This is a genomic window from Kitasatospora sp. NPDC127116 (assembly GCF_042677365.1).
Classification (GTDB): Bacteria; Actinomycetota; Actinomycetes; order Streptomycetales; family Streptomycetaceae; genus Kitasatospora; species Kitasatospora lactacystinica.
The window spans coordinates 64,071-82,077 of sequence record NZ_JBHXTL010000005.1 but is presented as its reverse complement, the minus strand read 5'-3'; the positions used below and the strand labels follow the sequence as shown (position 1 = coordinate 82,077).

The 18,007-nt window shown below is 69.4% G+C and carries 21 protein-coding genes; 11 read left to right on the top strand and 10 right to left on the bottom strand.

Annotated features, from left to right (window positions below; genetic code table 11):
- The first annotated feature begins 11 nt into the window (after positions 1–11).
- Positions 12–680, top strand: a complete 669-nt coding sequence (locus ACFVHV_RS03555) for a YdcF family protein (RefSeq protein ID WP_380348563.1) — start codon at positions 12–14, stop codon at positions 678–680.
- Positions 607–1,434, top strand: coding sequence for a WbqC family protein (locus ACFVHV_RS03550; RefSeq protein WP_380348561.1), 828 nt, complete (start codon positions 607–609; stop codon positions 1,432–1,434). Before ACFVHV_RS03555 ends, ACFVHV_RS03550 begins: the two co-directional genes overlap by 74 nt.
- Before the next feature lie 66 nt (positions 1,435–1,500).
- Here ACFVHV_RS03550 and ACFVHV_RS03545 read toward each other — a convergent pair whose 3' ends face one another.
- Complete coding sequence (locus ACFVHV_RS03545) at positions 1,501–2,454, bottom strand: aminotransferase class I/II-fold pyridoxal phosphate-dependent enzyme (protein WP_380348559.1); 954 nt, start codon at positions 2,452–2,454, stop codon at positions 1,501–1,503.
- Positions 2,455–2,460: 6 nt separating this feature from the next.
- On the opposite strand from ACFVHV_RS03545, the gene ACFVHV_RS03540 reads away from it, so the two are divergent.
- Complete coding sequence (locus tag ACFVHV_RS03540; RefSeq protein WP_380348557.1) at positions 2,461–2,718, top strand: hypothetical protein; 258 nt, start codon at positions 2,461–2,463, stop codon at positions 2,716–2,718.
- 395 nt (positions 2,719–3,113) lie between these two features.
- Complete coding sequence (locus ACFVHV_RS03535; protein ID WP_380348556.1) at positions 3,114–3,629, top strand: SMI1/KNR4 family protein; 516 nt, start codon at positions 3,114–3,116, stop codon at positions 3,627–3,629.
- 66 nt (positions 3,630–3,695) lie between these two features.
- Here ACFVHV_RS03535 and ACFVHV_RS03530 read toward each other — a convergent pair whose 3' ends face one another.
- The 5 genes from ACFVHV_RS03530 to ACFVHV_RS03510 all read right to left on the bottom strand — a co-directional run bounded on the left by ACFVHV_RS03530 (position 3,696) and on the right by ACFVHV_RS03510 (position 7,961).
- Positions 3,696–4,445 carry a transposase family protein gene (locus tag ACFVHV_RS03530; RefSeq protein ID WP_380348554.1) on the bottom strand — a complete coding sequence of 250 codons (750 nt, stop codon included), beginning with the start codon at positions 4,443–4,445 and terminating at the stop codon, positions 3,696–3,698.
- 366 nt (positions 4,446–4,811) lie between these two features.
- Positions 4,812–5,279: an NUDIX hydrolase gene (locus ACFVHV_RS03525; RefSeq protein WP_380348552.1), complete on the bottom strand. Its 468-nt coding sequence runs from the start codon at positions 5,277–5,279 to the stop codon at positions 4,812–4,814.
- 2 nt (positions 5,280–5,281) lie between these two features.
- Complete coding sequence (locus ACFVHV_RS03520; protein ID WP_380348550.1) at positions 5,282–5,722, bottom strand: NUDIX domain-containing protein; 441 nt, start codon at positions 5,720–5,722, stop codon at positions 5,282–5,284.
- Positions 5,719–6,972: a DegT/DnrJ/EryC1/StrS family aminotransferase gene (locus ACFVHV_RS03515; RefSeq protein WP_380348548.1), complete on the bottom strand. Its 1,254-nt coding sequence runs from the start codon at positions 6,970–6,972 to the stop codon at positions 5,719–5,721. Before ACFVHV_RS03515 ends, ACFVHV_RS03520 begins: the two co-directional genes overlap by 4 nt.
- A complete protein-coding gene (locus ACFVHV_RS03510; RefSeq protein WP_380348546.1) occupies positions 6,969–7,961 on the bottom strand; it encodes a Gfo/Idh/MocA family protein in 993 nt (330 codons plus the stop codon). Before ACFVHV_RS03510 ends, ACFVHV_RS03515 begins: the two co-directional genes overlap by 4 nt.
- A gap of 156 nt (positions 7,962–8,117) precedes the next feature.
- Here ACFVHV_RS03510 and ACFVHV_RS03505 point away from each other — a divergent pair, with 156 nt between their 5' ends.
- Positions 8,118–9,434, top strand: coding sequence for a helix-turn-helix transcriptional regulator (locus ACFVHV_RS03505; protein ID WP_380348544.1), 1,317 nt, complete (start codon positions 8,118–8,120; stop codon positions 9,432–9,434).
- Between the two features lie 281 nt (positions 9,435–9,715).
- The gene (locus ACFVHV_RS03500; RefSeq protein WP_380348542.1) at positions 9,716–10,111 is read left to right on the top strand and encodes a DUF6221 family protein; all 396 of its coding nucleotides are present in this window, start codon (positions 9,716–9,718) and stop codon (positions 10,109–10,111) included.
- A 566-nt stretch (positions 10,112–10,677) separates the two neighbouring features.
- On the opposite strand, the gene ACFVHV_RS03495 is transcribed toward ACFVHV_RS03500, so the two are convergent.
- Positions 10,678–11,109 carry a hypothetical protein gene (locus tag ACFVHV_RS03495; RefSeq protein WP_380348638.1) on the bottom strand — a complete coding sequence of 144 codons (432 nt, stop codon included), beginning with the start codon at positions 11,107–11,109 and terminating at the stop codon, positions 10,678–10,680.
- Between ACFVHV_RS03495 and ACFVHV_RS03490 the strand changes: the two genes are divergently transcribed.
- The 4 genes from ACFVHV_RS03490 to ACFVHV_RS03475 all read left to right on the top strand — a co-directional run bounded on the left by ACFVHV_RS03490 (position 11,051) and on the right by ACFVHV_RS03475 (position 13,214).
- Positions 11,051–11,554, top strand: a complete 504-nt coding sequence (locus ACFVHV_RS03490) for an NADPH-dependent F420 reductase (protein WP_380348634.1) — start codon at positions 11,051–11,053, stop codon at positions 11,552–11,554. The genes ACFVHV_RS03495 and ACFVHV_RS03490 overlap by 59 nt on opposite strands.
- A 146-nt stretch (positions 11,555–11,700) precedes the next feature.
- Positions 11,701–11,958, top strand: a complete 258-nt coding sequence (locus tag ACFVHV_RS03485; protein ID WP_359907753.1) for a nitroreductase family deazaflavin-dependent oxidoreductase — start codon at positions 11,701–11,703, stop codon at positions 11,956–11,958.
- Between the two features lie 42 nt (positions 11,959–12,000).
- Entirely contained in the window at positions 12,001–12,924 is a 924-nt protein-coding gene (locus ACFVHV_RS03480; RefSeq protein WP_380348540.1) for an NADP-dependent oxidoreductase, read from the top strand.
- Between the two features lie 77 nt (positions 12,925–13,001).
- Positions 13,002–13,214: a hypothetical protein gene (locus tag ACFVHV_RS03475; protein ID WP_380348539.1), complete on the top strand. Its 213-nt coding sequence runs from the start codon at positions 13,002–13,004 to the stop codon at positions 13,212–13,214.
- Here ACFVHV_RS03475 and ACFVHV_RS03470 read toward each other — a convergent pair.
- The 3 genes from ACFVHV_RS03470 to ACFVHV_RS03460 form a co-directional block, all read right to left on the bottom strand.
- Positions 13,178–13,549: a nuclear transport factor 2 family protein gene (locus tag ACFVHV_RS03470; RefSeq protein ID WP_359907741.1), complete on the bottom strand. Its 372-nt coding sequence runs from the start codon at positions 13,547–13,549 to the stop codon at positions 13,178–13,180. The genes ACFVHV_RS03475 and ACFVHV_RS03470 overlap by 37 nt on opposite strands.
- Positions 13,550–13,774: 225 nt before the next feature.
- Positions 13,775–15,232 (bottom strand): ATP-binding protein, encoded by a 1,458-nt coding sequence (locus tag ACFVHV_RS03465; protein ID WP_380348537.1) that lies wholly within the window; start codon positions 15,230–15,232, stop codon positions 13,775–13,777.
- On the bottom strand, positions 15,229–16,905 hold the full coding sequence (locus ACFVHV_RS03460) for an FAD-dependent oxidoreductase (protein ID WP_359907746.1): 1,677 nt from the start codon (positions 16,903–16,905) through the stop codon (positions 15,229–15,231). Before ACFVHV_RS03460 ends, ACFVHV_RS03465 begins: the two co-directional genes overlap by 4 nt.
- 149 nt (positions 16,906–17,054) lie before the next feature.
- Here ACFVHV_RS03460 and ACFVHV_RS03455 point away from each other — a divergent pair, with 149 nt between their 5' ends.
- Positions 17,055–17,222: a hypothetical protein gene (locus ACFVHV_RS03455; protein ID WP_359907749.1), complete on the top strand. Its 168-nt coding sequence runs from the start codon at positions 17,055–17,057 to the stop codon at positions 17,220–17,222.
- Positions 17,223–18,007: the final 785 nt, after the last annotated feature.

Genomic DNA, 18,007 nt, shown 5'->3' with positions numbered 1-18,007 from the left:
GGGAGAAGAACGTGGCGGACACCCAGCAGTGCGAGATCACCGACCGGCAGTGGACGGACGCCACGCTGATCTGGGAATACCACCAGATGGGACACGAGCGGCGGCCGTGCGATGTGGCGATCGGTCTGGGCTGCCACGACCTCGGCGTGGCGGCCGAGACGGCAGCCCTGTACCTGAACGGCCTGGTGCGGAAGATCGTGTTCACGGGCGGGCCGAACCCGTCCCGGCCGGAGCTCTTCCCCCGAGGTGAGGCCGTGCACTTCACCGAGCACGCCATCGCCCTCGGAGTCCCCGAGCATGCGATCCACCAGGAGCCCCTCGCCCGCAACACCGGGCAGAACATCCAGTTCTCCCGTGAGGTCCTGGAGGCGGCCGGCGTCAAGGTGCGGTCGGTGCTGCTCGTGACCATGCCGTACATGGAGCGCCGGGCGTTCGCGACGTGCCGCAAGGTGTGGCCGGAGGCCGAGGCGCTGTGCGCCTCGACCCCGATGAGCCTGAACGACTACGTGAAGAGCATTGGCGACGACAAGCTCGTGATCGACAGCCTCGTGGGCGACCTCCAGCGGGTGATCGAGTACCCGAGGCTCGGGTTCGCCGTCGCCCAGGATGTTCCGGAGACGGTTCATGATGCGTACCAGCGGCTCCTGGCCGACGGATTCGACAGCAAGATCCTCAGCTGACGCGGCGCCGCCCACCGGGCTGGTGTGCGCTGTCCACCAGCCCAACTTCCTCCCCCGACTGTCCACCGTGGCGAAGCTCGCCGCCGCGGACGTCTGGGTGGTCCTCGATGATGTCCAGTTCAACCGTCGTGACTACCAGCACCGGGCCCGGCTGGGGCCGGTCGACGGTAGCGGCCCAACCCGGTGGCTGTCCGTCCCCACGCACCTTCCGGCCGGAAGGGCAACACTGATCCGCGACGCCCGCACCGTCGACGCCCCGCGCAGTATCCGTCGGCTGGAACACGTCCTCCGCCGGCATTACGGGGCCAGTCCCTTCTGGCCTCGACTGGCGGCGGACCTGCTGGGGCTCCTGACACTCTTCAGGCGTACCGACCGGATGGCGGAGATCGCCGAAGCCTCCACACTGCTACTGCTCCATGTCCTCGGCTGGTCAGGAGCGACGGTGCGCAGCAGCACCCTGTCCGCCGGATCCGGGCGGACGCAGCGCCTCGTGGACCTGTGTCGGGCAGTCGGCGCGGATACGTACCTGTGCGGCACGGGCGGCAGCAGATACATCGAGCCGAACCTGTTCACGGCCGGACGGGTCGAACTGCGGCAGTTCGGCGTGCCGAGCACGGGAGTGTGGGCCGGTGCCCGGCAGGTCAGCGCACTGCACAGCCTGATGGTGCACGGGCCCGATGTCCTGAGGAGAGCCCTTGTGCCAACGCCGACGCCGTACGTCGGAGCATCAGGAGCCGGCCGTGGCGGACGATGAGTGCACCCACGCAGAAGGCGTCGTATCCGTCTCTGCGGGCCTGGTCAATGAGCTCACGGTGCACGATCAGCGGGTGACGAGTTCCCGTACGGCGTCGCTGACGGCTGGGATCTCATCGGGCCCGGCCCACTCGTGCGCGTCGTGCTCGGTGAGGGTGACCGGGCCGGTCCGGGTGACGGTGACCTCGAAGGTCAGCTGCCGGGTGAGGGCGCCGCTGCCGGACGTGTAGTCGAAGTGCCCGAGGTACTTCTCGACCGCGTCGATCCGCAGGCCGGTCTCCTCGGCGACTTCCCGCAGCAGGGCCTGCTCGATGCCCTCGTCCTTCTCGACCTTGCCCGACGGCAGCTCCCACAGGCCGGCCATGAACTCGCCGGCCGGGCGCCGCAGGAACAGCATGCGGTCGCCGTCGGTGATGACGGCGGCCACGACGAATCGTTCCACCCCGTCCGTCTCGGCGGCGGCGCGGATCGTGTCCTCGAACGTGGGGTCGGCGAAGGGTGAGTTCATAGCAGCTCCTTGTGGTGGTCGCTCACCTTGATGGCCGCGCGGATGTACTGCTCGGCCAGCGGACACGCCGGCCAGCCCGAAGGTGCCGACCTTCTTGCCGCCGTGGGAGGCGCCGTGGGAGTGCGAGCCGTCCTCCAGCAGGAGGAGGTTGTGCGTCTTGGCGATGGCCTGGATGGCGAGCATCGCGGCCGGCCTGCCCCACAGGTGGGTGACCATGATGGCGCGGGTGCGCGGAGTGATCGCATCCTCGATCGTGGTGGGGTCGATGTTGCCATCCGCGCCGGTCTCGACCAGGACCGGCACCGCCCGCAGATGGAACAGTGGCGAGGCTGTGGCGTGGAACGTCCAGGCGGGGACGATCACCTCGTCCCCGGCTTTGATCCTGGCGGCGTCATAGGTGGCGTGCAGAGCCGCGGTGCCGGAGCTGAAGGTGACCGCGTGCCGGACGCCGAAGTAGTCCTGGAGGGCGTCCTCCAGGTCGGCGACGATGCCCGAGCGGCCGGGGAGGCGCACGTCAGGATGGCCGAGGGCCTGGCCCTCCTGCCCAAGGCCCGGGACAGGACGCGCGGCATCTTCCTGACCTACCAGGCCAAGGGCTTCCTGCAGTCCAACGACGTCGAGCAGGCTCTCGCTGTCACCGCCGAATCCCTCGATCTGGCCACCCGCATCGGCGCCGAGCGGTGCGTCAGCCTGGTCCGCGAACTCGCACCGGCGTTCAAGCCGTACCGCCAGGTTGACGGCGTCGCCGATCTCATCGAGCGCGCCCGGGCTGCGTGATGGGCGCTCAGATCAGAGTCGCGGTGATCAGCGGCCCGGAGAGGGCAGCGGCCTGGGAAGGCACTCCGACCTGGACGAGCTCAGTGAGCGTTTTCAGGTTCGCCACTCCGGGGTGACGCCGTGGCCCTCGCTTGAGTCCTGGAAGCTGTTCGGCTGGGCCCGCCGGGCACAGTGGCTTGTCTGTGAAAGTCGCGGGCGGGCAGTTCGCTGAGGGGCCGACCCTGCGCTTCGGGGCGGAAGACGAATCGTGGGGAGGAATGGAACACATGCTCGAAGTACCATCCCTGCAAGGTTCTCCGGCCGGTACTTCTCAACCTCCGCAGTGGCGTAGTCGGACGGAGACATCCCTGCAGAGAGGGCAGAGGGCGATGAGTGTGGCTGAGAGTTGGTCGCGTGTGACGAGTCTTCTTCGGGAGCACGCGCCGGCCGATCACGCGGATCTGCCGGGGCCCGCTACGGAGCAGATGCTCGCGGCAGCCGAAGAGCGGATGGGGATCTCCCTGCATGTGGACCTGCGGACGTGGCTGTTGCAGAACAATCCGGATCTGCCGGTGGAAGACGTCGACGACGACGTGATGTGCTGCGGCTTCGACGGGTTCCCCGACGAGGGAAGCTTCTTTCTGGGTATCCGGGCGATGGAGAGGCTCTACGCGAATCACCCCTTGTCCGGTGGGAGCGAGTGGCGCGAGGAATGGATCCCGTTCCAGTCGGACCGGGACGGCTGGATGGGACAGTTCATCGACGCGAGGGACGGACGTATCGGCAGATGGTTCGTGGGTGCGCCCACGGTCACCGGCGAGTACGCGTCACTGGCTCACTACTTCGACTCCGTGGCGGAGATGCTGACGAGGATCGGCGCGGGGGACTATCCGGTCTGTTCCGTTGCCGAAGGGCGACTTGTCTGGTCGTGAGACGGTTCCCAACTGGATGACGGCCATTGCCAATCCGTCCTCACCCTGAAACGGCAATGAGATTCATCAGCGTTGACGTTCCAGGGTGAGGACGGCTGCGGCGATGACGGTCATCCGGTTGGGGCTGCAGCGGGCCCGGCGGAGGATCTGCCAGGACTTGAGTCGCGCGATGCTTCGTTCGACCGGTGCTCGTGCCGCTGCCAAGGCTCGGTTGATCGTCCGCCGGGTCGTGGTGAGGTCCCGGCCGGGAAGCCGTCCGATGGGTGTGGTCACCCAGGAGCCGGCCCCGATGCAGGCGCGGTCGGCGAGCACGGGGACGCCCTGGCGTTCGCAGATCCGGATGACGCGGTGGGCACGGGCCGCGGTCAGGTCGTGGGTGCGGCCGGGCAGCGCGGGTGAGATCCACAGCAGCTTGCCGGTGGGATCGGCCATGACCTGCACGTTCACGCCGTGACGGCGGTGCTTCTGGGAGAAGTCGGCCCGACTGTCGCCGACCCGGTCGCACGCGGCGAGCGTCCCGTCGAGCAGGACGTCATCCGGGTCGGTCTCGCGCAGGACCCGCAGGAGGCCGGGTGCTTGGCGGGACAGGTGCCCGACGACGGCCGTGACGTAGGTGTGGGCGGTCCCGACGGATATGCCGAAGCCGGCGGCGATCTGTGCGAGCGTGTCGTGCCGGCGCAGGTAGACCAGGCCGACGAGAGCGCGCTGGTGAGGCGGCAGTTTGCAGCGTCGGTCACCCTCACGGGTGACGATGAGCATGGATACCCACTCGACCAGAGTGTGCGGCAAGTCGAGTGCGGCAGGACGGGGAACCAACGAGGCACCTGCACTGATGAATTGAGACGTCGAGCACATCTCTCAACGGCACGGGAGCCTCGTGTGTTACGGGACGCTGGCCCGCCACCCGATCAGTGGCCACTCTGAAAGAGCTCAGTGACCAGGGCGCGGCTCATGGGGTCGGCGTACACGTAATACGGTGCCGTGAAGTCAGCGCGTCGGCCAGTCCCAGTCCCCATTGCTCCCCCACCTATCTCGCTATCAGCACACCGTAGCCCTGCCGACGGACGGTGGCCGAGTGTCAGCAGCCGCCCTGGCTAACCGAAAGCGCGGCGGAGTCCTCCTCGCCCCTCGCGGCCCCGCGCCCGCTGGGCGAGCAGAGCTAACTCAGCAGCCCCTGTGCGTTCACCAAAGATCGGGGAGATTCCGAGGCGTAAGCGCCAGCCGCCGGCTAACGAGAGCGCGGAGGTCAGGCCGTGTCGACCGGATGCGGTCAGGCCTGGACCAGGCGAAGCGATCGTGTTCTGTCTGGTTGATCCGGACCGGCCAGTGACCGGGCGGTTCCTCGGCGGCGAAGAAGAACCCCCTGCTGGCGGGCAGCAGGGGGTTCTCACGGGCTGGGTAGTCCAGGTGGCCGATGTACAGCGCGCTGGCGATGGCCAGCCCGGCCTCCTCCTGGACCTCACGTGCGAGAGCTTCGGCGAGGGATTCGCCGGTCTCGACGCCGCCGCCGGGTGGTTCCCAACGGCCGGCCCAGGAGTCCGACGCCGTACGTCGGAGCATCAGGAGCCGGCCGTTGCGGACGATGAGTGCACCCACGCAGAAGGCGTTGTATCCGTCTCCGCGGGCCTGGTCAATGAGCTCACGGTGCACGATCAGCGGGTGACGAGTTCCCGTACGGCCTCGCTGACGGCTGGGATCTCGTCGGGCCCGGCCCACTCGTGCGCGTCGTGCTCGGTGAGGGTGACCGGACCGGTGCGGGTGACGGTGACCTCGAAGGTCAGCTGCCGGGTGCGGGCGCCGCTGCCGGAGGTGTAGTCGAAGTGCCCGAGGTACTTCTCGACCGCGTCGATCCGCAGGCCGGTCTCCTCGTCGACCTCCCGCAGCAGGGCCTGCTCGATGCCCTCGTCCTTCTCGACCTTGCCCGACGGCAGCTCCCACAGGCCGGCCATGAACTCGCCGGCCGGGCGCCGCAGGAACAGCATGCGGTCGCCGTCGGCGATCACGGCGGCCACGACGAATCGTTCCACCCCGTCCGTCTCGGCGGCGGCGCGGATCGTGTCCTCGAACGTGGGGTCGTCGAAGGGAGAGTTCATAGCAGCTCCTTGTGGTGGTCGCTCACCTTGATGGCCGCGCGGATGTACTGCTCGGCCAGCGGACGATCCTGTTCACGATGCCAGACCGGGAGCTTGATCGTGTGCGCGTGGGTGTGCTCGGCGACCGGGAAGTCCCCTGCCTGGTAGCGGCGGTGGGCGTGCGGGTGGCCGGGGAACAGCATGGCCGGGCTCTGGTACAGCAGTAGCTGGTTCATGGGGCAGGTAGAGCCCGGCCGGTCGAACTCGACCGCGCCCTCGGCGACCAGGGCCTGGTGGAACCGCTCGACGCTGAGGCCGCCGAGCTCCTGGGGCCGATAGGTGATCGTCAAGCCGTACCAGGACGGGATCACTCCTTCGGGCATCGGGATGACCTCCAGCCCGGGGATCCGGGCGAACTCCTCGGTCAGGTAGCGGGCGATCTCCGCCCGTCCGGCGAGGTAGCCGTCGAGGCGGCCGAGCTGATCGAGTGCGATGGCGGCGGCCAGCGGGTGGATCCGGAGCTTGAGGCCGGACCCGGTGACCGCGTACTTCGCGAGCGGGTGCTTGGCCGGGATCTCGGACATGGCTCGCTTGTTGTAGTGGCCGAACGTCAGGAGCCGGTAGTACGTGTCGTCGTCGTCCGTGAGGACGAACCCGCCCTCGCCGCCGGACAGCGGCTTGGGGCCGTTGAGCGAGAACGCGCCGGCCAGGCCGAAGGTGCCGACCTTCTTGCCGCCGTGGGAGGCGCCGTGGGCGTGGGAGCCGTCCTCCAGAAGGAGGAGGTTGTGGGTCTTGGCGATGGCCTGGATGGCGAGCATCGCGGCCGGCCTGCCCCACAGGTGGGTGACCATGATGGCGCGGGTGCGTGGAGTGATCGCGTCCTCGATCGCGGTGGGGTCGATGTTGCCGTCCGGGCCGGTCTCGACCAGGACCGGCACCGCCCGCAGGTGGAACAGTGGTGAGGCCGTGGCGTGGAACGTCCAGGCGGGGACGATCACCTCGTCCCCGGCCTTGATCCTGGCGGCGTCGTAGGTGGCGTGCAGAGCTGCGGTGCCGGAGCTGAAGGTGACTGCGTGCCGGACCCCGAAGTAGTCCTGGAGGGCGTCCTCCAGGTCGGCGACGATGCCCGAGCGGCCGGGGATGGAGATGGCCGAGTGGAGCTGGGCGATGACCTTGCTCTCGGTGGTGTCGTCCATCGGCGGCCACTCGAAGTGCGTGCGGCCGGCGGTCACCGCGGGCTCGCCACCCAGCAGGGCGAGGTTGTTCGTCACAGCATCTCCTTGGGGTCGATGTAGCGGCCGACGGCCTTGGACTCGTAGCAGGACGCGATGAAGGCCATGTGGCCCAGGTGTTGTTCGGGCCCGGCGGTGTTGGGGCGTTCGCCGTCCAGGACCCGGCAGAAGTAGTCGATCTGGGCGGTGGCCGCGCTGGACGGGGCTTGCGGGCGCGACAGCTCGTCGACGACCTTGCCGTGCACATCGAGGCGCTGGACCTGGCCCTTCGTCAGCAGGACGGAGCCGAGGGTGCCGACCACGTGCAGTTTCTCGGTCTTCGGGGCCATCCAGCGGGACAGGAGCACGGTGCCGTACAGGTCGTTGTCGTAGCCGAGCTGGATGACGGCGGTGTCCTCGGCGTCGTACCCGCCGTCGGGCAGCGCGGCGGTCGAGAAGTCGGCCATGATCCGGTTGGGCATCCCGAAGTACCACAGCAGCAGGTCGACGATGTGGTAGCCCATGTCGATGATGCAGCCGCCGCCGGCCTGGCTGACGTCTCCGCGCCAGCCCGCGCCGGGGTCGTCGGTGTGGAAGGTGTACTGGCCGTCGATGAGGAACGGGGTGCCGATCTGGTCCAGGAGCTGGACCACGGACGCGTGGAGCGGGTTGAAGCGCCGTTGGAGCGTGACCATCAGCTGCACCTGGGCCTGCTGGCAGATCGCGGCGAGCTCGCGCGCCTCCGGCAGGGAGGTGGTGAACGGCTTCTCCTTGAGGACGTGCACGCCTCGGACGGCGCACTCCTCGATCACGGCCCGGCCGGCGTGGTGCGGGACCGCCACGATGACGAAGTCCGGCGCCACGTTGTCCAGCAGGTCGGCGGCCCGGGTGAAGCCCGGGACGTTGTGCGTGTCCTGCTGGGCCAGCAGGGCGTCCGGGTCGTTGTCGCAGACCGCGACCAACTCGGCCCGGTTGGAGGCGAGCAGGCCGGGAAGGTGGTCTTCGAGTGCCTGGTGTCCGAGGCCGATGACCGCCGCGCGTCGTTTCATGGGCTGACTCCTTCCGCTTCGTGAGGGAACTTGTCGATGCGTGTCGAGTACAGCGCCAACTGCGCTTCCCTGGACAGGCATTGTCTGTAGTCCTGGGGTTGTCCCGCGCTCGCGCGCAGTAGGCTGCCTGTCACTGTCGATGATGGAATTGGCCCCGTGGACGACCCGATCCGGCACCCCCTCGCCTACGCCCGTGAACTGCGCGGGTGGTCACAGAGCGACCTCGTCGTGTTCCTCGACCGGGCCGCCCGCAAGCACGGGCTCCGCTCCGGCGCGGACAAGACGGCCGTCAGTCGGTGGGAGAACTGGCGCAAGCAGCCGAACCTGGACTCCCAAATCCTGATCGCGGAAGCCTTCGACGTTCCGATCGCCGACATGGAGCTGTTCGGGTGGCCCGATTGGCTGCCCGGCCGCGAGGTTCCGCTGCCACTGGGATCGGCGTACACCGTCCAAGCACTTCGAGATGCACAGAGAGCCGCCATGGACCGCCGCAGCTTCATGACCTTCAGCGCCGTCTCGCTGGCCGGCCTCGCCGCCCAGTGGGCCACGATCGAGCCCGATCGCCTGACTTCTGCCCTCGACGGCAGGACGGCCGTGGACCCCGGGCTCGTAGACTGGCTGGAGGAAACCAGCGCGAAGCTGACGACCCTGCCCACCGAACAGCGCCAGCACACGATCAAGCTGATGGACGCTCATCTCGCCACCGTCACCGACCTGATCGAGGGCGGCGGCCACGCCGAGCCCGTCGCCAAGCGCCTGCACCTCCTGGCCGCGTCACTGGCCACCACCTGCGGCTGGTACCGCTTCGACCAGGGCAAGCACTTCGCCGCAGGAAAGCTCTGGGCAGGGGCCTTGCAAGCCGCCAACGCCGCAGGTGACCGCGACTTCGGCGCCGGTGTGCTCTCCGACTTCGCCTACCAGTCGAACTGGATCGGCCAACCGAACATCTCGGTGGACCAGCTGGGCCATGCACTGTCCGGTACCAAGCACCCCACCGCCCGGTCGCTGCTGTTTCTCCGGCGGGCCAGGGCCTACGCCGCGCTCGGCGACCGCTCTGCGTGCTATCGCGATCTGTCCGACGCCGAGTCGGCACTGTCGACGCGGGCTACCGACCCCGCTCCAGGCTGGTGCGCGTGGATGAGCCCCGCGGACCTCGCGGTCGACTCCGGCCAGTGCCTGCTCGATCTCGGCAGGGCCGACGAGGCGCACGTCAGGATGGCCGAGGGCCTGACCCTCCTGCCCAAGGCCAGGGACAAGACGCGCGGCATCTTCCTGACCTACCAGGCCAGGGGCTTCCTGCAGTCCAACGATGTCGAGCAGGCTCTCGCTGTCACCACCGAATCCCTCGATCTGGCCACCCGCATCGGGGCCGAGCGGTGCGTCACCCTGGTCCGCGAACTCGCGCCGGCGTTCAAGCCGTACCGCCAGGTTGACGGCGTCGCCGATCTCATCGAGCGCGTCCGAGCTGCGTGACAGACGCTCAATGACTGATCTCAGTGAAGTTGGGCTGTGTCTCAACGAAGGCGGACGGACGCCCGTTCGTCTCAACCGAAGTTGGACCGGAGGTCGGCGAGCAGCACAGACGTGGGGCCGCGCCCGAAGCGGGCCTTCGCTGGTGCGCCAGCCCTCGCCACCGGCACTTCGCGGGCGGGCTGGCAGCCTCCGACAGGTTCCTCCCGCGCGTGGTGGATGATGGCTCTTCAGCACTGGCCGACAAGGGGGTAACAGCGGTGAGACGAGACGACTTTCCGGTCATGATGGAGTTCCTCCGGGCCCGTCTGCATGAGGACAAAACTGCGGCTCAGGCACTAAATTCCGGCAAAAACCAGCACGTGAAGCGTTTGCAGGACCGGGTCCTCGCCGACATCGAGGCAAAGCGGAGGCTCATGGACTGGGTGGACGAGTATCCGCGGATGGTGAAGGACGCCAAGGGGCGCGTCCTCTGGCAGAGGCTGGCCGGCGAACTCTACGCCGGACTCTCGCAGGACCGCCGTAGCCCCGTGATCTACGAACTCGTTGCGGCGTACGCCGATCACCCTGAGTTCCACCCCGAGTGGAAGCCGATCGCGGGCGGGGATCAGTACGAGCCCGGTGAGGATAAGCCCAGCGCCCGCGCTCGGGCAGGGAACGGAGTCCACCAGAACCGGTGACATGCACCGCCCCCGGGTCGGCCACGGGCCCGGCCGCCTTCGCCGGATGAGCAGCAGCGATACATGGGCACCGCACTGCTGCAGTACATGACCTGTCTCACCGAAGGTGGACCGATGCGCCGAAGGTCTGCTCGCTCCCGCGCGATCGGGCTTGGGCCAGTGCCTTGGCATCGGTGGGAGACGACGGGCTCCTCTTCGTCGGACTGGACTCGGTAGCTGCCAAGCGCCAATCGGCAAAGCCCGGCCCCATGCAGGTCGCGGGGCCGGGCTTCGCGCCGTTATCAGCGAGAAGTGCTGGATGTGTTCGCAGGAGCGCACGTCTTGGGGGTCGCGTCGTGGTGGTGTCCGGCGAACCAGAGCCCGGCGAGAAGTCCTGCGATCGCGAGGACCTTGTGCCGGTTCTGCTTCCACCATGACGGTGATCCGGCTGCCATGAAGCGCAAGTGCGTGTACTCAGGATGCTCGCGGGGCGGCGTGTCCTTGAACAATCCCATGTCTGGTGAACCTCCTCTCCCCCTTGAGAGGTTCATGACCATACGGCGCTCCCTGCCTTGATCGCAGACATTTTAATCCCGCCTCACCGTCCCCGACGGGCCGGTCCGGACGGGTAGCCGGGCAACGCCGGCGGCGGCGCCGAGTTCCGCCTTGGCTTGCTCCAGTTCGAGCGACAGTTCGGCGATGATCCGGCGCATCACCTTGGACCTCGACCGCTCCTCGGCCAGGTCGGTCCTCAGCTCCGCTGCCTCTGCCTTGAGCGCGCGGTTGGCGTCGGCGAGTTCCTGCATCGCTGTCGGTGTGGAGTCCTGGGCCTTGGCTCGGGCCTGGAAGTCCTGGACGAGGTCGGTGTGGCCATAGACGATGTCGCGCCGAAGACCGCTGGGCGCCTCGCACGCGGCGGAGCTCGCGGACGAGCTCGGGCCGCTCGCACACGCCGCCCCCGTGCAGGACGCGATCGCGGGCGCGGACACGGTCGTGTTCGCCATCTGGCTGGATGACATGAGGGAGATGATCCCGCGGGTTCGACCGCTGCTCGACGGGAAGGTCGTGATCGACCCGTCGAACCCGATCGCGTTCGACGAGACGGGCCGGATCGTGCGGTCGCTGCCTGACGGGCAGTCGGCCGGGTCGGTGGCCGCCGCCCTGCTGCCCGGAGGTGCCCACTACGTGAAGGCGTTCGGCACCCTCGCCGCGGAGGTGCTCGCCGCTAACGCGAAGCGCACGCCGCAGCGTGCGGCGCTCTTCTACGCCACCGACGACGAGATCGCCGCGGCGACCGTCGAACGGCTGATCCGCGCGGCCGGGTTCGACGCCGTGAAGGCCGGCGGCCTCGCCGCCGCCGGACGCATCGAGGCGCCGGGAGGCGACCTGCACCAGTTCGGGTTCAACGGCGAAGTCGTCGACCTCGACCAGGCGCGCGCCGCTGTCGGCTCCGCCCACCCGTGATCCGCACACGAAGGGGCAGAGCGCGACCCGGATCGGCGTGATCCTCGGAAGGTGGGCTACGTCCTGGCCACTCTGTCGCTACAGCTCATCCCGGCGCACAGCCCGGATCGTGAACGACAGGAGTTCGACATGAGCGAAGCACTCGACTGGAACGCGAAGACCATCGCAGAGTTCCGAGCGGAGCACCCACCAACCCGGACTGGTACCGCAACCTGACCGCCGCCGGCGAGGGCACCGTCGAACGCGGCACCGCGACCCACCAGGTGACCGTCCGCGAACTGAACGGCGCCGAACGCGACCGCATCCACGCCGAGCAGGCCCGGCGTTACCCCGGCTTTGCCGAGTACGCGCGCCAGACTGCCGGAATCCGCGTCATTCCCGTGCTCGAACTCCGGCGGGCGTAACCCACACCCCTGCCGACTTCAGTGAGTCGAAGGAGAGAGATCATGCCCAAGGCGGTCAGGTACGACGAGTTCGGCGGGATCGACGTGCTGCGGGTCGACGAGGTGGAGCGCCCGGTGCCCGGGGACGGGCAGGTCCTCGTTCGCGTGAAGGCGGCCGGCATCAACCCCAGTGAGGCGGTCATCCGCACGGGGGCGGTGGCGCAGATGTTCCCGTCGACGTTCCCGTCCGGGCAGGGCAGCGACCTCGCCGGGGTCATCGAGGAGGTCGGCGCCGGGGTCGGCGGATTCTCGCCCGGTGACGAGGTGATCGGGTTCAGCAACAAGCGGGCCTCCCAGGCCGAGCTGGTCCTGGTCGAGGCCGACGACCTCACGCGCAAGCCGGAAAGGGTTTCATGGGAGGTGGCCGGAAGCCTGTACGTCGTCGGCGTCACCGCATGGGGGGCGGTACACGCCGTCCAGCCCAAGGAGGGCGAGACCGTCGTCGTCTCCGGAGCCGCCGGGGGCGTCGGCTCGCTCGCCGTCCAGCTCGCGCGCCGTACCGGGGCCACGGTCATCGGCCTGGCGAGCGAGAGCAACCACGAGTGGCTGAAGAGCCACGACGTGGTCCCGGTCGCGTACGGCGAGGGGGTCGCGGACCGCATCAGGGCTGCCGCGCCCAGCGGCGTGGACGCCTTCATCGACACCTTCGGCGACGGGTACGTCGAGCTGGCCCTCGCCCTCGGCGTCGCAACCGATCGAATCGACACCATCGCCGATTTCGCAGCTGCCGAGAAGCACGGGGTGAAGACTGACGGAGGGGTCGCGGCCGGGCCGGGCGCCAAGGTGCTCGCCGAGCTTGCCGGCCTGATCGCCGACGGACACCTCGAGGTGCCGATCGCGAACGTCTACCCGCTGGCGCAAGTCCGCGAGGCCTACACCGAGCTCGAACACCGCCACACCCACGGCAAGATCGTCCTCAGGCCCTAGCTGTATTGACCACGAGCGTTGTCGACAGTGCTCCGGCTTGATCAAACGCAAAGACGTCCGGTGTGGTGGAGCGGCGGATGGGCATCGCGATCCCCGCCGCCGCGATCAGCGAAGCGGTCCTCCACGCCATCGATCTGCCTGCCGACGTCGGCGTCGACGAACTCGTCGTCCGGCCCAGGGATGACGGGCTCGGGCACACACCGTGGCAGGAGGACGGCCGGGATTCGTGGGGCCATCCTCGCTGGACCGCGTGCTACGAGGGTTGGCCGGTCCCGCTGACGAAGGTGTAGAGCTCGGTGATGACGCCGTCCTTGCAGTGGGCGATGTCCATTCCGGTCACGACGGGCGGCTGACCGGCGGGACCGTACCGGAAGGCGAGGTGGCCGAGGTCGTCGTTGACGGAGACGGGGCCGTCGGGCCGCATGACCCAGTCCGGGGACTGCGCGAGCAACTCTGCGGCACGCCGGGCGAGGGCCTCGCGGCCTCGGTTCACGCGGTCGGGTTCGTGCCACACGACGTCCTGGGCGTAGGTCACCGCGATGGCCGCGTCGCGGCGCTCGGCGTCCGGTTCGTTGAAGACGTCGAGGAGGTTGCGGCGCATCAGCTCCGCGACGGTGGTGTTCATGAGCGGTCCTTCGGGGTTGGCCCGCAGGGGGGAATTGTGGCCCCGGCCGGCAGCTCCGCGCGACCTGTGCACCAGGCGCCTCCCGACCTGGGCCGTGGTCATCGGGCACAGTGTGACGGCAGAACGGCCCGGCGCGCCGGATGACACCGAAGGGCGGCGGACCGCGCGGGATCATCACGCTGCTTTCGGCGACGGCTCTATGCGGGTCGATCGGGTTCCCGGTGGTCATGGCAACTCCTGCGGGGTGGCGGGCTCTGCGGAGTTGATCGGGAGGCGGACCTGGAAGCGGGTGTCGCCCGGGGCGGACTCGAGTCGCAGGTCGCCGCCATGCCGGTTGACGATGATGCGCCAGGAGATGTCCAGGCCGAGACCGGTGCCTTCGCCGGCAGGTTTGGTGCTGAAGAACGGGTCGAAGACCCGACTCTGTACGTCGGCGGGCACACCGGGGCCGGTGTCGCGGACTTCGACCAGCACCTGGTTCCCGTCCTGTGCGGTCCGAACGGTGAGGGTGCCGCCGGCGCCGGTGCTGCGCATCGCCCAGGCGGCGTTGTCGATCAGGTTCGTCCAGACCTGGTTCAGCTCGGCGGGGTAGCCGGGGATGCTGGGCAACGTGCGGTCGTAGTCGCGCACGACGGTGATGCCCGGGCCGATCTTCGCGGAGAGCAGCAGCAGGGTGCTGTCCAGCAGCTCGTTCACATCAGTGTTTTGGTACGGGGCCCGGTCGAGCTGCGTGTACTGCTTCGCCGCACCGACGAGTGCGGAGACGCGGTTCGCGGCGTCCTCGATCTCGTCGAGCAGGAGCTCGGCCTCCACCGTGCAGCTCAGCCAGTTCACTGCTCTTCCGAGCAGGTCTTCGGGCAGGGCTCCGGCGATCCGGTCCAGCCAGTCGATGCCCAGACCCGCCTCGACGAGGACCGGCGCCAGCTCCCAACCGTCGGCGACGCCGTGCGCCTCCAGCCAGTCGCCGATCTCGTCCTCGCGGTCCGAGGCCTCCAGCGGGTTGAGCGCTGGGGCCTGCCCCGCCTGGCCGATCGTCATGTCCTGCAGCTCCCTCAGCTGCGCCAGGTCCCCGCCTCGGCGTGGCTCGGCCGCGAGCTCCGCGAATTCGCGGCGCGCCCGGGCGATGCGCTCCCGCAGGGCCGAGGTGGCGCGTACGGCGGCAGCCGCGGGGTTGTTGAGCTCGTGGGTGAGCCCGGCTGTCACCGACCCGAGGGCGAGCAGCCTCTCCCTCTGGCCGACCGCCTCCTGCATGCTTTTGAATCCGAAGAACAGACCCTCCAGCAGGTGGACGGCCATCGGGAACCAACTGTGCATGATCTCCGCGAAGGCCTCCGCGGGCAGCACGAAGAACCTGGACCGCTCGGTCACCCGGAGCGAGTTGTTGTACACCTGCGGCACCTGGTCGCCGAGGTAGGCCTGGAACGCCCCGGCGTACACGCCGGGCACGGACGTCCGGCTGACGTCCACCTGCTGGCCGCCGACGCTGCGCGAGAGGACCACGGTCCCCTGGAACAGCACGAACAGGCTCGCCGCGGGCTCGCCCTCCCGGTACACGGGGCCCGGGTCGAACCACTCGACGTGGCCGTCCCGGCACAGCTGGGTGAGTTGGTCGGGGGCCAGCTTCTCGAACAGGAACAGTGTCCGCAGCTCCTGTTCGTCGCACTTCTCCCGCGCGGAGGTCATGACTGCTCCAGGTACCGGTGCGCGAGCATGACGGCCATGGCGCCCTCGCCGACCGCGGAGGCGACCCGTTTGGCGGACTCCGCGCGCACGTCTCCGGCAGCGAAGACCCCTGGCACGTTGGTCTCGAGGTGGTAAGGGGGCCGATCCAGCGGCCAGCCGGCAGGCGGGCGCCCGTCGGTGATCAGATCGGGGCCGGTCAGCACGAAGCCTCGCGGGTCCCTGAGCACCGTGCCGTCCAGCCAGTCGGTCAGCGGTGCCGCGCCGATGAAGACGTACATCCACTGCGCGTCGACGGTCTCGGACTCGCCGGTCGCACGGTTGCGCAGGGTCAGCCCTTCCAGGTGTTCCTTGCCGTGGGCCGCCTCGACGACCGTGTCCGTGAGCACCATGACGGTGGAGGCGTCCTCGACCCGCTGGAGCAGGTAGTAGGACATCGAGGCGGCCAGCTCCGGTGCCCGCACCAGCAGGGTGACCTTCCGGGCGGTGCGGGAGAGGAACATCGCGGCCTGGCCGGCGGAGTTCGCACCGCCGACGATGTAGACCTCCTGTCCTTGGCAGGCGGCCGCCTCGGTCAGGGCCGAGCCGTAGTAGACCCCGCGCCCGGTCAGTCCGGCCGCCCCCGGCACGTCCAGCTGCCGGTAGGACACACCGGTCGCGAGGATCACGGTGTGTGCCGAGACGGCGGAGCCGTCGGAGAAACGCAGCGTGCGTGCCGCCCCCTTCACCTCCAGGCCGGTGACCTTGCACGCCGTGAGCAGCTCCGCGCCGAACTTCGTGGCCTGGCGGCGTGCCCGGTCGGTGAGCTGCGCGCCGGAGACGCCGTCGGGGAAGCCCAGGTAGTTCTCGATGCGGGAGCTCTGGCCGGCCTGTCCGCCGGTTGCCTCGCGTTCCACGAGGACGGTGCGCAGACCCTCCGAGGCTCCGTAGACGGCCGCGGCGAGGCCGGCGGGGCCGCCGCCGACGATGACCAGGTCGTAGAAGTCGGCCGTGGGGGTGGTCGACAGCCCCACATGGGCGGCCAGGTCGCGCTCGGCAGGCTCGACGAGGGCAGTGCCGTCCGGGGTCACCACCAGCGGCAGCCGCCGACCGTCCTGCCCTGCGGCGACCAGCAGACGTCTGCCTTCCGGTTCCTCGCTGGAGTACCAGCGGTACGGCACCTGGTTGCGGGCGAGGAACTCCCGGATCTGGGAGGAACGGGCCGACCAGCGGTGGCCGACGACCTTGGTGACGTCCACGGCGTGGCCCTCGCCGGCCCGCCACGTCTCCAGCAGGTCGTCCACCACCGGGTACAGCTTCTCCTCGGGCGGCTCCCACGGCTTGAGCAGGTAGTGGTCGAGATCGACGACGTTGATGGCGTCGATCGCGGCATTGGTGTCGGCGTAAGCGGTGAGCAGTACCCGTCGGGCGGCCGGGAACAGATCGAGCGCCGCTTCGAGGAATTCGATGCCGTTCATCTGCGGCATCCGGTAGTCGGCCAGGATCACCGCGACCGGCGCGCCCCGCAGCTTCAGCCCGCGCAGCGCCTCGAGCGCCGAAGCACCGGACTCGGCACGGACCACCCGGTAATCCTCCCCGTAGTGGCGGCGCAGGTCACGGGCGACGGCCCGGGACACCGCGGGATCGTCGTCCACGGTCAAAATCACAGTCCGCACCTCATCGGGGACCTCTGCCATGGTTCACCACCCAGGACTGTCGCAGGGCCGGAGCGGGAGCACCCCCTCCAGTCTGATCGCTGGCACGCGGTGCGGCCCGCCGTCGCGGGACTCACGGCACAGAGCGGTTTCCACTCGAGCGAAAGTTCGCGGACCGGTACGGGTTCGACGTGACCTCGTGGCAGGGCCACCCCGTCCTGTGCGCGCTCCGCGAACTGCGGATGATCACCACGAACGCCAAGCGGGCGCCGGCCGGAAGCCCGACGATCACGGAGGTACGCCGCCGCATCCAAGGGCTGCGATCCGGCCACGGCGGGCTCGGATGGAACATCCTCTGATCAAGCCCCGTTCCGGGACAGGCACGACAGGCACCTGGCTCCGGCCGGGCGCGGCAACGTAGCCTGCCTCGATCCGCATCCTGCTGGCTTCGGGTGAGCAGGAGGCGTATGCCGACACCCTCGAGGTGCGTACGCCGCCTGCCGGCGAAAGCCTGGTCGCCGAGATGCGCGATCGTGGGCAGGACGACGGCGTACACATCGCGCTGCTCCTCGATACCGGCGATGAGGGCGTCCGGCTCGGCACCCTCATCGGCCGTGGTGGAGAGCGCTCTCGCCGACCCGGCGAGGTTCGTGCGCAGTCCGGGGCCTACCGGGCGGCCCCCGCGTCGGGCTGATGGCGGACGCGTTCGGTACGTACTTCCTCACCCACTCGCGCGGCGAGGCCCTCAACACCAAGCGGATGCTGGACTCCGAGAAGTCCTTCTACCAGGTCGGCGACTGCGGCTTCGGCTCCGCCGGTCACCACGGCACGCCCAACCGGCGCCTCGCGACGGCCTCGTGGGCCGCGCGCGGCCGACGGCGCCGCCGACCAGGGCACATCCTGCCCTCGCTGCGGTTCTACGGCCTGTTCGGGGCGGAGCTGCCGGACCTCGTGAAGCCGGACGCATCGAACCGATCGCCGTGTGACGGGGCCTTCGCCCTGGTGAGCGTGGTCGCCGGGGGGGGGGCGGGCCGCGGGGGGGCCCGGGTCCCAGCCGTGGGGGGGCCGGCCCCCCCCCGCGCCCGCACCCGGGCTGGCGCGGGCGGCGGCCGGCCGCCCCCCGGCCGACGGAGAGGTTCAGGGG